Raw genomic sequence first — 14440 nt, 5'->3', positions numbered from 1 at the left:
AGGCCAGCGTCTCAGGTCGACGGCGTGGGACGCACATCGATCGGGGACCTTCGCCCTAGTCTGACCCCATGGTCGCTCGCCAGGAGTCGAACCCGGGGTCCGGCGCTGCCGGCACACCCCGCGAGTTCACCGCTGCCGTCGACAGCCTCCGGGCGGCGAACTTCCGCTCCGAAGTGTTCTGCGAGGAGATGCCGGCACCCCAGCGGATCGCGCCGTACGCCACCGCGCTGTCGGCCGACGTGACCGTCGACGACGAGGAGGTGGCCACCGGTCGCCTCGTGGTGCTCCACGACCCCGCCGGCAACGACGCCTGGGAGGGCACCTTCCGCTGCGTCGCCTACTGCCGGGCCGAGATCGATCACGACCTGGCCACCGATCCCCTGCTCACCGACGTGGGCTGGACCTGGCTGACCGACGCGCTCGAGGCCCACGGTGCCGAACACGTCGCCGAGTCCGGCACCGTCACCCGGGTCGCCACCGAGAGCTACGGCTCCATGGCCGGCGAGCCGGGCAACGCCCAGCTCGAGATCCGGGCTTCGTGGACGCCGATCGACCCGACCGACCTCGCCTCGCACGCCGAGGCGTGGGGCGAGCTGATGTGCACCGCTGGTGGCCTGGAACCGGTGCCGGACGGGGTGGCCGTGATGCCGTCGCGTCGCGGCCAGCGGGGCGGCACCGTCTGATGGCTGATCAGCCAACCGAAGCACCTGACGGCACGCCGGAGGAAGCAGAGACTGCACCGCCGGTCGAGCTGCTCCGTCTCGCCGGCGGCCTGCCGCCGGTCATCGACACCGTCCCCGCGCTCGAGGTCTACTGCGCCAGCATTGCCGCCGGCACCGGCCCCGTGGCGATCGACGCCGAGCGCGCGTCCGGCTATCGCTACTCCAGCCGCGCGTACCTGATCCAGGTCAAGCGCGAAGGCTCCGGCATCGGCCTGATCGACCCCATCGCGTTCGAGAACCTCGACCTGCTCGCCGAGGCGATCGGCGACGAGGAGTGGATCCTGCACGCGGCGACCCAGGACCTCGCCTGCCTGGCCGAGGTGGGTCTGCGACCGACCGTCCTCTTCGACACCGAGCTCGCCGGCCGGCTGCTCAACTATCCGCGGGTCGGCCTCGCCACCCTCGTGGAGACCCTGCTCGAGCGCCAGCTGCTCAAGGAGCACTCCGCCGTCGACTGGTCCACCCGTCCGCTGCCCGAGTCCTGGCTGGAGTACGCCGCCCTGGACGTCGAGGTGCTGGTCGAGCTGCGCAACATCCTCGCAGCCGAGCTCGAGGAGACCGGCAAGGCCGACTGGGCGCGCCAGGAGTTCGACAACCTGCTCAGCTTCACGCCGACCGTGCGGGTGGATGCCTGGCGCCGGACCAGCGGGCTGCACAAGGTCCGCGGGCGTCGTACCCTCGGCGCGGTGCGCGCCCTGTGGGAGGCACGCGACAAGCTGGCGCAGGAGCGCGACGTCACCCCCGGGCGCCTGATCCCCGACGCCGCGATCGTCGCCGCCGCCACCGCCATGCCGACCACCCGTGGCGGACTGATGTCGACCTCGGGCTTCCACGGACGCGGCGCCTCGCGCTACGCCAACGAGTGGCTCGAGGCGCTCCAGAAGGCCGCGGCACTCCCCGAGGACGAGCTGCCCACCCGGGTCACCCATGGTGATGGACCTCCCGCACCACGTGCCTGGGGCGACAAGGACCCGGTGGCCGCCCGCCGCCTCGAGCTCGCCCGCGCCGCGATCGGCGCCATCGCCGTGGAGCAGGACCTCCCGCTGGAGAACCTGCTCACCCCCGACCACCTGCGCCGGGTCATGTGGACGCCGCCGCACAGCCGTGAACCCGTTGAGCTGCTCGAGGCCGTGATCGACCAGCTCCGCGCCCTGGGCGCCCGCAGCTGGCAGATCGGCCTGACCGCACCGGCCCTGTCGAGCGCCGTCCTGGACGCCGACGAGTGGAAGCGTCAGTTGCGCGATCGGTCGTCGGTCGCGCCGTCCGAGGCCGTGCCCGACGCACCCGACGGCGTGCCCGCAGGGGTGCCCGAGGAAGACGTGGCCGACGGGTCGTCCGAGGCACCGTCCGACGGTTCGTAGTCCGGGTCCAGCAGCGTCCGCGACTTCTCGTCGATGGCCTGCAGGAGCTCCTGCAGGTCCGTGAGGACCGGCGTCGTCAGCAACGCCTTGATGTCGGGCGTGATCAGCGCCTGCAGCTCGGCACCGTTCTGCATCAGCGGCGGCAACACGATCGAGCGGACCACGTTGTTGAACACCGCGGCGTGCGCGGGGGCCAGGTTGGGCTGCAGGAAGTCCGCGGAGAGCGCCACGGTCAGCTTGCTCGGCTGGATGTAGCCGGTCCCGGCGACCCGGGCGATGGCCTCGTCACTGACCAGGTAGCTGAGGAAGTTGGCCGAGCTCTCGGCACGGCCCGCCGGCCCCGAGGACAGGCAGATGCCGTTCTGCTCACCGACGGTGTGGTTCGCACCGAGCGACGGCATCGGCATCACGTCGAAGTTCAGCCCCTCGACGGCGCGCAGCTCGGGGGTCAGGCCGCGGAACCCGGCGATCATGCCGAGACGACCTCGCTTGAACCAGTCGATGGCCGAACGCTGCTGCAGCTGCCGGGTGCTCAGCGTCAGCCGGGGATCGCGGAGCAGCTCGAGGGTCTGACGCAGGGCGTCGGTCGAGTCGCCCTCGCCGAGGGCCAGGCTCTTCGGGTCGTCACCGTCGAAGATCTTCCCCCCGCCCGAGTAGATGAAGGGAGCCAACCCGCGCAGCGTCGGCTCGATGTAGACGCCACGGGTCTTGGCCCGCGGCCGGCTCGCGAACTCCGCAGCGGCGCGGAACTCGGCGAAGTTCCATCCCGAGTGGTCGTCCTTCGGGGTCGGCAGCCCTTCCGTCGCCATCGCCTCGAAGTCGACGAGATCGGTGTTGTAGTACATGACCATCGGGGAGGTCGTGTACGGCATGCACTGCAGGTCGTCGTCGACGGAGAAGGCCTCGATCGCATCGCGCGAGAAGTCCTCGCCGACCGGGATCTCACGCTCGTTCAGCAGGTCGAGCAACGGCCGGTTGCGCTTCTCCGCGATCGTCTCCGCCAGGTCGCCACGCGGCAGCAGGTAGAGGTCCGGTCGGGCCACGCCCGTGCGCATCGCCAGCAGCATCGAAGCGGAATCGGGCCACGAGGTCAGGACGACGTTGGTGTCGGTGCTGCTCGCGTTGTAGTCGTCGACGACACCCTGGTAGGCGGCGATCTCCTCCTTGCCGCCCCACACGGCGAACTCGAGGTTCGTCATCGTGGGCTTCGTGGACACGGGGTGATCCGGCTTCTCGCCCTTGCTGCCACTGGCCAGGACCAGCATGCCGATCAACACAGCCACGGCGACGACGCCGACGACGGCACCCGTTCGCCAGCCGAACCGACTCACGCGCGTCATTCCCGTCCTCACCGTGTGTCCCCAGGGCCTGGTCAGCCTACCGGCGGAGTTCGAGCACACCGGGCCGGGAGCGCCTCACGGCGCAGGGCCGCTCGTAGCGGCTTGTTTATGGGACCCGGGGCTGCCGCGACCCGGCGTGCTCGAACCCCCAGTGTACGGGTCTCAGCCCAGACCACGTGCCAGTTCGACGTGTCCGGCTGCCTCGAGCTGTTCGGCCAGCGCCAGCATCCGGCGTACGTCGGCGTCGGGCACCTCGCTGAGCGAGGCCCGGCCCGCCGCGACGACGCGGGCGAAGGCGGACGCGCGGAACAGCACGTCGGCGAACTCACCGGACGCGATCCCGCGCAGCACCTCGTCGATCATGTGGCGCAGCTCATCCGGTCCGGGCGGGTCGGCCACCCCCGCCACCACCCGGGCGAACTCCGCACGCGCCCGTCCGGCCTCGAACTGGCGTGCCACACCGGCCGGGTCGGCGTACACCCACGACCGGAGGAGGTAGAGCCGCCACAGGCAGCCGGACAGGGAGTCGGCCGACGCGTGCGACCAGACCTGGGCGATCGCCTCGATGCCCTCGGTGTCGGCGAGGTGGACGAGCCGCTCGGCCACGTCCGCGTCGTTGCTGTCGTGCGCTCCGCGCACCAGGAGTACGGCGGCGCGCTCCGCCGCTTCGGTGACGAGCGCCGGATCGGCGCCGTCGGCGTGGTCCTCGAAGAACGCAGCCTCCCGCGGCACGGGGCGATGGTGCGGACGGGACTCGGACACGCGAACAGCGTACGGTCGGCGCGGTTCAACTACCGGATTTGTAGCGATCCGGTCGGAATGACGACAAATCCGGTAGTTGAACCGCCCACCGCGGAAGTCAGAGCGCGTCGAAGGCCTTGCGCAGCCGCACGTCGGAGACGGGTCCGTCAGTGCCGAGGTGCTGCGCCCACAGGGACACGCGGTACTCCTCGAGCATCCAGCCGATGGCCCGCAGCCCGTCGCCCGCCGGCCGGCCCTCGGGGAGCGCGGCGACCCGTGCGAGCCAGGCCTCCTGCAACGGCTGGACCAGGTCGAGCCGCTGGCGGTCGCGGCCCAGCGCCGCCGGTCCCCCGCTCTCCAGCGCCTGGCGGCGCTCCCGCATCGCCGAGAGCCACGTGCGGTAGCGGCGCAGGCGGGCTGCGCCCGCCTCCCCGACGAAGCCGTCGTGGACCAGGCGCGCGAGCTGCGCCTTGAGGTCGGTCAGGGCCGGGAGCATGGACATGTCGGCCCGGCCGCTGAGCAGCCGGTCGACCTCGCGCCAGGTCTCCAGCACGCGGATCAGCTCGGCCAGCACCTGGCGGACCGCGGGTGCGGCGGCGGTGCGCAACGAGGCCAGCAGGGCGTCGTACTCCGCACGGGTGCGGACGGGCCCGCCCGTGTCGACTGCATCGACCACGACGGCGCGCAGGCAGTCGGCCAGCAGGGCGGGCACGCCCGCGTAGGGGGTTCCGGCGAGGCCCAGCTTCTCGGCGTTGGTGAGCCCGTCGACGATGCCCGCGAGCGGCTTGCTCCCGAGATCGAGCAGAACCAGCCGGATCACGCCCAGCCGGTGCCGGGCGTCGCGCTCGTCGGCCGAGCCGAACACCTGGAGCCCGACCGTCGTCCCCTCGTCGACCAGGCCGGGGTACGCCTCGACCTCGTGGCCGGCGCGCGTCCAGGTGGCCGTCGCCGGGATCTCGTCGAAGACCCAGGTCTTCTCGCCCGTCCGGGCCACGCCCGAGTCCGACGCGACGGCGGCCATCGCCTTCTCGAACTGCGGCTGCAGGGGTGCCTTGAGGTCGGTCAGCGACTTGCCACGACCCTGCACGCGGCCGGTCTCGTCGACGACTCGGTAGGTCGGCGTGAGGTGTGCGCCCAGGCTGTTGAGGTCCCAGGCGTCGTGAGGGACGTGGACGCCGGTCGTCGAGCGCAGGTACCGCTCCAGGGCCACCAGGACCGGCTCCTCCCCCGCAGGTACGGCGGCGAGGAACTCCCGCGCGGTGTTGGGCGCCGGCACGAAGTTCACCCGCAGCGCCTTGGGCAGGCTGCGGATCAGCTCGGTCACCAGCTCCTCGCGCAGACCGGGGACGATCCAGGAGAAGTCCTCGTCGTCGACCCGGTTGAGGGTCGACACCGGGATGTCGATGGTCAGCCCGTCGTCCTTCGCGCCCGGTTCGAAGTGATAGCTGATCGGGAAGGTCAGCCCGCCCCCGAGCGACCACTCCTCGGGGTAGTCCGCCTCACGGACCTCGTCCGCCGTGTCGTGGGTGAGCATGGCGGGGTCGAAGGTGAGCAGCTCCGGGTTCGCCCTGCGGGCATCGCGCCACCAGCGGTCGAAGTGCGCGCCGCTGACGACGGCCTCGCCGACGCGGGCGTCGTAGAAGTCGAAGAGGGTGTGCTCGTCGACGACCAGGTCGCGGCGGCGGGCGCGGTGCTCGAGCTCCTCCGCCTCGGCCAGGAGCTTGCGGTTGTGCTGGAAGAAACGGTGCCGGGTGTCCCACTCCCCGTAGACGAGGGCGTGACGGATGAAGAGCTCGCGCGACAGCACGGGATCGACCCGCCCGTAGGTCACCGCGCGGTCCGAGGCCAGCGGGACGCCGTACAGGGTGACCCGCTCGCGGGCCATCACCGACTGCCGCTTGCGCGACCAGTGCGGCTCGGAGTACGTCCGCTTCACCAGGTGCTCACCCAGACGCTCGGCCCACTCCGGTTTGATCTCGGCGTTCTGCCGGGCCCACAGGCGTCCGGTCTCGACGAGCTCGCCGGCCATCAGGAACTGGGGGTTCTTCCGGGCCAGACCGCTGCCGGGGAAGATCGCGAACTTCGCACCGCGGGCGCCGAGGTACTCGCGCGGTCCCGGCCGGCGCCCTTCCTTCGCCTGTCGCGAACCGGGCGCCGACTTTTCCCGCTCCTCGAGCAGGCCGACGTGGGACAGCAGGCCGGAGAGGAGCGCCTGGTGGATGCCGTCGGCGTCGGGCTCACCCGTGCCCGCGGCGGCCTCCGTGCGGACGCCGATCTCCTTGGCCACCTGCCGCAGCTGGCTGACGAACTCCTGCCACTCCCGCACCCGCAGGTAGTTGAGGAACTCCCGCTTGCACATGCGGCGGAACGCACTGCCCGACAGCTCCTTCTGCTGCTCGCGCACGTGGCGCCACAGGTTGAGCAGCGTGAGGAAGTCCGAGCCCTCGGCCTTGAACCGGGCGTGGAACTGGTCGGCCTGCGCCTGTTCCTTCGGGCGGTCGACGCCCGGTCGCTCGCGGGGGTCCTGCAGCGACAACGCGGCCACGATGACGAGGACGTCGCCCACGCAGCCGAGCCGCTCGGCCTCCAGCAGCATCCGGCCCAGGCGCGGGTCGATGGGGAGTCGGGCGAGGCGGCCACCGATCTTGGTGAGCTCGCCGGGTCTCGATACGCCGTCTCGTTCCTCGCCGGCTACTCGACCACCTTGAATGGCACCGAGCTCCTCGAGCAGCTGCACGCCGGCCTGGATGTTGCGCCGGTCGGGCGGCTCGACGAACGGGAACCGTGCGATGTCGCCGAGCCCGAGCGAGGTCATCTGGAGGATCACCGAGGCGAGGTTGGTCCGGATGATCTCGGGGTCGGTGAACTCCGGACGCGCGTCGAAGTCCTCCTCGGCGTACAACCTGATCGCGATGCCCGCAGCGACACGGCCGCAACGGCCGGACCGCTGGTTCGCGGAGGCCTGGCTGATCGGTTCGATCGGGAGCCGCTGCACCTTGGTGCGCACGGAGTAGCGCGAGATGCGGGCGACGCCGGTGTCGATGACGTAGCGGATGCCCGGCACGGTCAGCGACGTCTCGGCGACGTTGGTGGCGAGGATGACGCGACGACGCGAACCGCGGGCGGGCTGGAAGACGCGGTGCTGCTCGGCCGCCGACAACCGCGAGTAGAGAGGCAGTACGTCGACCCCGCGCACCCCCTCCCCGAGGGGAGCGAGGGCTTCCGCCGTGTCGCGGATCTCCCTCTCGCCGGGCAGGAACACGAGGATGTCGCCGGATCCCTCGGCGGAGAGCTCCTTGACCGCATCGACGATCGCCTCGGTGGGGTCCCGGGCGAACCGTTCGGCGTCCTCGTCCTCCTCGGCCTCCTCGATGAGTGGCCGGTAGCGGACCTCGACGGGATAGGTGCGGCCGGAGACCTCGATGATCGGCGCCGGCTTCCCGTCAACCGATGAGAAGTGCTCGGCGAAGCGCTCGGGGTCGATGGTCGCCGACGTGATGATCAGCTTGAGGTCGGGACGCTTCGGCAGCAGCTGGCGCAGGTAGCCGAGCAGGAAGTCGATGTTGAGGCTGCGCTCGTGGGCCTCGTCGATGATGATCGTGTCGTAGCGGCGCAGCATCCGGTCCCGCTGCAGCTCGGCCAGCAGGATTCCGTCGGTCATCAGCTTGACCCGGCTGGCCCTCGACGTCTTGTCCGTGAAGCGCACCTGGTAGCCGACGAGGTCGCCGAGCTCGACGCCGAGCTCGTCGGAGATCCGTTCGGCCACCGAACGGGCCGCGATCCGGCGTGGCTGGGTGTGGCCGATCATCCGGGCCCGGCCGTCCTTGTCCGGCAGCCCGCGTCCGAGCTCGAGGCAGATCTTCGGGAGCTGGGTCGTCTTCCCCGAGCCGGTCTCGCCGGCGACGATCACGACCTGGTGGTCGCGAATTGCCGCAGCGATGTCCTCGCGACGGGCACTGACCGGCAGGTCGGGCGGGTAGGTGATTTCCACGGCGCCGACATTCTCCCGCGCTCGTCCACAGGCGGACAACAAGGGGTGGCGCGCCGTCGGGCGAGGAGCGATCGTGCCGGCATGCAGACCTGCCTGGACCTCCACAGCCTTGACCACCTGCTGACGCGTGTCCAGGACGGCATCGTCTGCCGCCGCCAGATCCTTGAGCTGGGAGGGACCGACAACGACATCGAACGCATGCTGCGCCGTCGGGAACTGACGCAGGTGTACGTCGGCGTCTACGTGAACCACACCGGGCGACTCACCAGGTCACAGCATCGATGGGCGGCCGTGCTCGCCTTCTGGCCGGCGGCGCTCACGCTGGAATCGGCGCTGCCTGGGCATCCGCTCGACGTGGTGAAGGTCGCCGTCGACCTGTCTCGTCGCGTGAAGAACCTGCCGCGTGTGTGGGTGTATCCCACCAGCGATCTCCACCAGCGCACCGACTGGCGCGCGGGACCTCCCACGATCGGGCTCGAGCACGCGACGATTGACGTGATGTCGCGACGGATCGGCGACACCGACGTCGCCGGCGCGTTCTCCACGCTGGCAGAGGTGTGCCACACGCGGCGAACGACCCCCGAGCGCATCGCCACGATCCTTGACGAGCGGGCACGCATCGCGGGCCGATCGACGATCGCCGCGCTGCTGGCCGATCGCCGCGATGGCGCGTGCTCGGTCCTCGAACGCGGATACCTCAACCTGGTCGAGCGAGCCCATGGCCTCCCCCGGGGCTCCCGGCAGGTGCGTAGTGACGCCACTGGACGCCGGACCTACCAGGACGTGCACTACAAGCCGTATGGCGTGATCGTCGAACCGGACGGCCTCGCTTGGCACGACGGCACGGTCGCGCGCACTGCTGATGCCCGACGTGACCTCGCCGAGCTCGCCGTGAGCAGCGCCCTCACCGCCCGGGTCACCTACGGCCTCGTCTTCAGAGAGGGATGCTGGACCGCGGCGATGATCGCCGCACTTCTCATCCGGCAGGGCTGGCCCGGCCCCTTCCGCCGCTGCCCGAAGTGTCCTCGGGACCTTGAAGTGCTCAAGCCGTAGTCCGTCCGGCGCCTGGCGCCGGGCGGACTACGGCTTGGCGCTTGGAACGCTGGTTTCGGACCCACCCGATTCGACTTCCGGCGTGTGGCCTGGGTTACAGTGGAGAAGGATTGTCGGACAATCTGGCAATCCACCGGAGATTCTCCGGTTCCATCAGGATCGCGGAGGGAAACCAATGAGCATCACCGCTGATCACACCGTCGTGGCCCCGCGGCGGACCGCTGCCGAGGTGGCGCGTGCGGAAGCCCGCACGGCGCACAACTACCACCCGCTGCCGGTGGTCCTCAGCCACGCCGAGGGCGCCTGGCTGACCGACGTCGACGGTCGCCGGTTCCTCGACCTGCTCGCGGGCTACTCCGCGCTCAACTTCGGCCACAGCCACCCGCGCCTGCTGGCTGCCGCACACGCCCAGCTCGACCGGCTCACCCTGACCAGCCGCGCGTTCGTCCACGACCGGTTCGCCGACTTCTGCGCCGCGCTCGGCGACCTGTGCGGCAAGGACATGGTGCTGCCGATGAACACCGGTGCCGAGGCCGTCGAGACCGCTATCAAGGTCTCGCGCAAGTGGGGGTACGACGTCAAGGGCGTCGCCGCCGACCAGGCCCGCATCATCGTGGCCGCCGGCAACTTCCACGGCCGCACCACGACCATCGTCGGGTTCTCCGACGACCCGGACGCCCGCAACGGGTTCGGGCCGTTCACCCCCGGCTTCGACATGGTCCCGTACGGCGACCTCGCCGCCATCGAGGCAGCGATCACCCCCGACACCGTCGCCGTGCTCATCGAGCCGATCCAGGGCGAGGGCGGCGTGATCATCCCGCCGGCCGGGTTCCTCCAGGGGCTGCGCGAGCTGTGCACCCGCGAGAACGTGCTCTTCGTCGCCGATGAGATCCAGGCCGGGCTCGGCCGCACCGGCCGGACCTTCGCCTGCGACCACGACGACGTGGTGCCCGACCTCTACGTGCTCGGCAAGGCCCTCGGCGGCGGCATCGTCCCCGTCTCCGCCGTCGTCGGCAACGAGGACGTGCTCGGCGTGCTGCACCCGGGACAGCACGGCTCCACGTTCGGCGGCAACCCGCTCGCCTGCGCGGTCGGCCTCGAGGTCGTCACGATGCTGGCGACCGGCGAGCACCAGGCGCAGGCAGAACAGCTCGGCGTCGTACTCACCGAGCGGCTGCAGGCCATGGTCGGCAACGGCGTCGTCAGCTTCCGCACGCGCGGCCTGTGGGCCGGCGTCGACATCGACCCCGCGCTCGGCACGGGAAGAGAAGTCTGCGAGCGCCTGATGGCGCACGGTGTCCTCGCCAAGGACACCCACGGCTCGACCATCCGGCTCGCGCCTCCCCTCGTCGTGTCCAGCGACGACCTCAACTGGGGAATGGACCAACTCGAAGGGAGCCTGCGGTGACCGCGGCCCAGGAAAAGCGCAGCATCAACCAGGTCGGCGTGATCGGCCTGGGCAAGGTCGGCGAGCTGGTGGCAGGTCTGCTCACCGACGCCGGCTTCAAGGTCAGTGGGTACGACGCGACCCCGCACCCCGGGCTGCGGTTCGAGACCGCCGAGCTCGACGTGACCGACTCGGACAGGCTGCAGGAAGCGCTGCGCGGAGTCGACGCCGTGGTCTCGTGCCTGCCGTACGACCGCAACATCGAGGTGGCCGAAGCAGCCGCCGCCGTGGGCTGCCACTACTTCGACCTCACCGAGGACGTGCCCACCACCCAGCGCGTGATCGAGCTCGCCGGGCAGACGCCGGGCGTCGCGTTCGTGCCGCAGTGCGGCCTCGCTCCGGGGCTGATCGGCATCGTCGGCGCCTCGCTCGCCAAGGGCTTCGAGGAGATCCGCTCGATCGAGCTCAAGGTCGGCGCCCTCCCCCAGAACCCGACCGGCCTGCTCGGCTACGCGTTCAACTGGTCGGCCGAGGGCGTCGTCAACGAGTACCTCAACGACTGCGAGGTGCTGCGCTCCGGTCGTCGGCAGATGGTGCCAGCGATGGAGGAGAAGGAGCGTGTCGTCATCGGCGGCATCGAGCTCGAAGCGGCGCTCACCTCCGGCGGCCTCGGCACCATGTGCCCGACGTACGAAGGCCGCGTCCAGCGCCTCGACTACAAGACGCTGCGCTACCCCGGCCACTTCGACCAGATGCACTTCCTGTTCGACGAGCTGGGGCTGCGTGACTGTCGCGAGGAGGTCGGCCGGATCCTGGTGAAGGCCAAGCCGCCGGTCAACGACGACATCGTCTACCTCCACGCCGCCGTCGAGGGGATCAAGGACGGCCAGCCGTTCCGCGAGAACCACGTCCGGGGCTACCTGCCGCTGGAGATCGACGGACGCATGTGGCGCGCCATCTCGTGGACGACCGCCTCCTCGGCCGTCGCCGTCCTCGAGCTCGTCGCCAACGGCAAGCTGCCGCAGGAGGGTTTCGTGCGGCAGGAGGACATCACACTCGAGGACCTGCACTCCACGCACGCGGGTCGTCGCTTCAGGGACTACGGAAAGATCTCGGCATGACTGACCTGGCTGCACGCACCCGCGAAATCCTGAGCGCCCTCGGCGCCGGCGACCCGTTCACGACTGACGGCGCACTCGTCACGCGCTCGCCCATCGACGGCTCCGACCTCGGTCGGCTCCCGGCCCACAGCGCGTCCGACGTCACCGACGCCGTGACGGCCGCCCAGGCCGCCTTCGAGCAGTGGCGCTCGGTCCCCGGACCGGTTCGCGGCCAGCTGGTGCGCGAGCTGGGCAACCTGCTGCGCGAGCACAAGGACCTGCTCGGCGAGCTGGTCTCGATCGAGGCCGGCAAGATCCGCTCCGAGGGCCTCGGCGAGGTCCAGGAGATGATCGACATCTGCGAGTTCGCGGTCGGCCTCTCCCGCCAGCTGCACGGCCTGACCATCGCCTCCGAGCGACCGGGCCACCGGATGATGGAGCAGTGGCACCCGCTCGGGGTCATCGGCGTCATCAGTGCCTTCAACTTCCCCGTGGCCGTCTGGTCCTGGAATGCCGCCCTCGCGTTCGTCGCGGGCGACGCCGTGGTCTGGAAGCCGTCGGAGAAGACCTTGCTGACCGCGCTCGCGTGCCAGGCCCTGGCACTCGAGGCTGCCCGCAGAGTGGGGGCGCCGCAGGGACTCAGCCAGCTGGTCCTGGGCGAGAGCGCGGTCGGCGAGGTGCTGGTCGACGACCCGCGGGTGCCGCTGGTCTCGGCCACCGGATCCACCCGGATGGGCAAGCTCGTCGCGCCGCGGGTGGCCGCGCGCCTGGGCCGCTGCCTGCTGGAGCTCGGCGGCAACAACGCCGCCGTCGTCGCGCCGTCCGCCGACCTGGACCTCGCGGTCCGCGGCATCGTCTTCTCCGCTGTCGGCACCGCCGGCCAGCGCTGTACGTCGCTGCGCCGGGTCATCGTGCACGAGTCGGTCCACGACGAGCTCGTCGACCGGCTGTCCAAGGCCTACGGCACCCTGTCGATCGGTTCGCCGCTCGAGGCGAGCACCCTGGTCGGTCCGCTCGTCGATGCCTCTGCGACCGAGGGCTTCCTCGCCGCAGTGGAGCAGGCGCAGGCCGACGGTGGCCGCCTGGTCACCGGTGGCGGTCGAGCCGATGGCGTTGCAGGTGGCCAGTACGTCGTACCCGCCATCGTGGACATGCCGGCACAGACGGACATCGTGAAGACGGAGACCTTCGCTCCGCTGCTCTACGTGCTGAAGTACGCCGAGCTCGACGAGGCGATCGTGCTGCACAACGAGGTGGCCCAGGGCCTGTCGTCGGCCATCTTCACCCTCGACGTGCGCGAGGCCGAGCTGTTCACGTCGGCGGTCGGTTCGGACTGCGGCATCGCCAACGTCAACATCGGCACCTCGGGCGCCGAGATCGGTGGCGCGTTCGGCGGCGAGAAGGAGACCGGCGGCGGACGCGAGTCCGGCTCGGACGCGTGGAAGGCCTACATGCGCCGCTCCACCAACACGATCAACTACTCAACCGAGCTCCCCCTCGCGCAGGGTGTCGAGTTCGGCTGATGCCTGAGGGTCTGATCAGGCCGACCGAGCTGCGCGCCCGGTTCGCCCGCTCCCTGTCGACGCTCTACGGCTCGGAGGTCCCGGCCTACAACACGTTGGTCGAGGTCTCCGAGGCCGTGAACGCCGACGTCCTGGCGACGCTCGGTCCGGAGGCCGAACGACTGGGTTCGATCGCGCGGGTGACCGCCGAACGACATGGCGCGATCAGGGTCGGGACGCCCGAGGAGATCGCCCAGGTGGGCCGCATCTTCGGCGCGTGCGGGATGTTCCCGGTCGGGTTCTACGACCTGCGTGAGGCGAACCGGCCGATCCCGGTGGTCTCGACGGCGTTCCGCCCGATCGACCGCGAGGAGCTGGCCGAGAACCCGTTCCGGGTGTTCACCTCCCTGCTCGTGCCCGACGACCGGCGGTTCTTCGACGCCCGCACGCAGGCCCAGCTCGAGGAGTTCCTGGGGGCGCGCAAGCTGTTCCCCGACGAGCTGCTCGACCTCGCCGACCTGGCGGAGAAGGGCGGCGGGCTGGAACCCGTCGACGCGGACCGGTTCCTCGCGCTGGCCACCGCTTCGTTCGCGCTGTCGCCCGAACCGGTCGACCGCGCCTGGTACGACCACCTCGAGGCGATCTCGTCCGTGGCCGCCGACATCGGTGGCGTGGCGTCGACCCACATCAACCACCTCACGCCGCGGGTGCTCGACATCGACGACCTCTATCACCGGATGACCGAGCGCGGGATCGCGATGATCGACCGGATCCAGGGTCCGCCCCGGACCACGAAGCCGGCCGTCCTGCTGCGCCAGACCTCCTTCCGCGCGCTCGCCGAGCCACGTACGTTCCGCGCGGCCGACGGGTCGCTGGCGGCAGGAGCCCTGAGCGTGCGGTTCGGGGAGGTCGAGGCTCGCGGCGTCGCCCTGACCCCCGCTGGTCGTGCGTTGTACGACGACCAGGGGCTGGCCGCGTTCCCCGACACCGAGCAGGGTCTCCACGAGGCCGGGCTGGCCTACTACCGGCGCGACGCCGACGGGCTGCTCCAGCCGATCGTCTACGAGGACTTCCTCCCGAAGTCGGCTGCCGGCATCTTCGCCTCCAACCTCACCTCGGACGGGTCAGTGGACGCCGCGCAACGCGCAGCGCTGCGGGACGCGGCGTGGTTGCAGGACGCCCTGGGCCGCACCCTCCACGACCCGTACGCCCTCTACGCCGCGCAGGTCTGACCTCGGGTCAG

General features: G+C 70.7%; 9 protein-coding genes and 1 pseudogene. 7 read left to right on the top strand and 3 right to left on the bottom strand.

Going from position 1 to position 14440, the window contains the following annotated elements; all coding sequences use genetic code 11:
* The first annotated feature begins 68 nt into the window (after positions 1-68).
* Complete coding sequence (locus ASD84_RS17835; RefSeq protein WP_056713302.1) at positions 69-683, top strand: DUF3000 domain-containing protein; 615 nt, start codon at positions 69-71, stop codon at positions 681-683.
* Complete coding sequence (locus ASD84_RS24840) at positions 683-2083, top strand: HRDC domain-containing protein (RefSeq protein WP_082573771.1); 1401 nt, start codon at positions 683-685, stop codon at positions 2081-2083. Before ASD84_RS17835 ends, ASD84_RS24840 begins: the two co-directional genes overlap by 1 nt.
* 221 nt (positions 2084-2304) lie before the next feature.
* Here the strand turns inward: ASD84_RS24840 and ASD84_RS25840 are convergent.
* The 3 genes and pseudogenes from ASD84_RS25840 to hrpA form a co-directional block, all read right to left on the bottom strand.
* Positions 2305-3282 (bottom strand): annotated as a pseudogene (locus ASD84_RS25840) (extracellular solute-binding protein); the annotation flags it as partial.
* A 303-nt stretch (positions 3283-3585) separates the two neighbouring features.
* A complete protein-coding gene (locus ASD84_RS17825; protein WP_056713299.1) occupies positions 3586-4185 on the bottom strand; it encodes a hypothetical protein in 600 nt (199 codons plus the stop codon).
* 97 nt (positions 4186-4282) lie between these two features.
* Positions 4283-8272: an ATP-dependent RNA helicase HrpA gene (gene hrpA, locus ASD84_RS17820; RefSeq protein ID WP_235531163.1), complete on the bottom strand. Its 3990-nt coding sequence runs from the start codon at positions 8270-8272 to the stop codon at positions 4283-4285.
* Here hrpA and ASD84_RS17815 point away from each other — a divergent pair.
* The 5 genes from ASD84_RS17815 (at position 8237) to ASD84_RS17795 (ending at position 14429) form a co-directional block, all read left to right on the top strand.
* Positions 8237-9208: a hypothetical protein gene (locus tag ASD84_RS17815; RefSeq protein ID WP_200954630.1), complete on the top strand. Its 972-nt coding sequence runs from the start codon at positions 8237-8239 to the stop codon at positions 9206-9208. The genes hrpA and ASD84_RS17815 overlap by 36 nt on opposite strands.
* A gap of 175 nt (positions 9209-9383) precedes the next feature.
* Positions 9384-10616 carry an ornithine--oxo-acid transaminase gene (gene rocD, locus ASD84_RS17810; RefSeq protein ID WP_056713295.1) on the top strand — a complete coding sequence of 411 codons (1233 nt, stop codon included), beginning with the start codon at positions 9384-9386 and terminating at the stop codon, positions 10614-10616.
* Positions 10613-11716: a saccharopine dehydrogenase family protein gene (locus ASD84_RS17805; RefSeq protein ID WP_200954629.1), complete on the top strand. Its 1104-nt coding sequence runs from the start codon at positions 10613-10615 to the stop codon at positions 11714-11716. Before rocD ends, ASD84_RS17805 begins: the two co-directional genes overlap by 4 nt.
* Positions 11713-13218 (top strand): aldehyde dehydrogenase family protein, encoded by a 1506-nt coding sequence (locus ASD84_RS17800; RefSeq protein WP_082573769.1) that lies wholly within the window; start codon positions 11713-11715, stop codon positions 13216-13218. Before ASD84_RS17805 ends, ASD84_RS17800 begins: the two co-directional genes overlap by 4 nt.
* Positions 13218-14429, top strand: a complete 1212-nt coding sequence (locus ASD84_RS17795; RefSeq protein ID WP_056713292.1) for a VOC family protein — start codon at positions 13218-13220, stop codon at positions 14427-14429. The genes ASD84_RS17800 and ASD84_RS17795 overlap by 1 nt, the downstream gene beginning before the upstream one ends.
* Positions 14430-14440 lie beyond the last annotated feature (11 nt).

The sequence above is a fragment of the Nocardioides sp. Root682 genome (assembly GCF_001427795.1).
Taxonomy (GTDB): Bacteria; Actinomycetota; Actinomycetes; order Propionibacteriales; family Nocardioidaceae; genus Nocardioides.
This window is presented reverse-complemented; position numbering and strand designations above follow the sequence as displayed.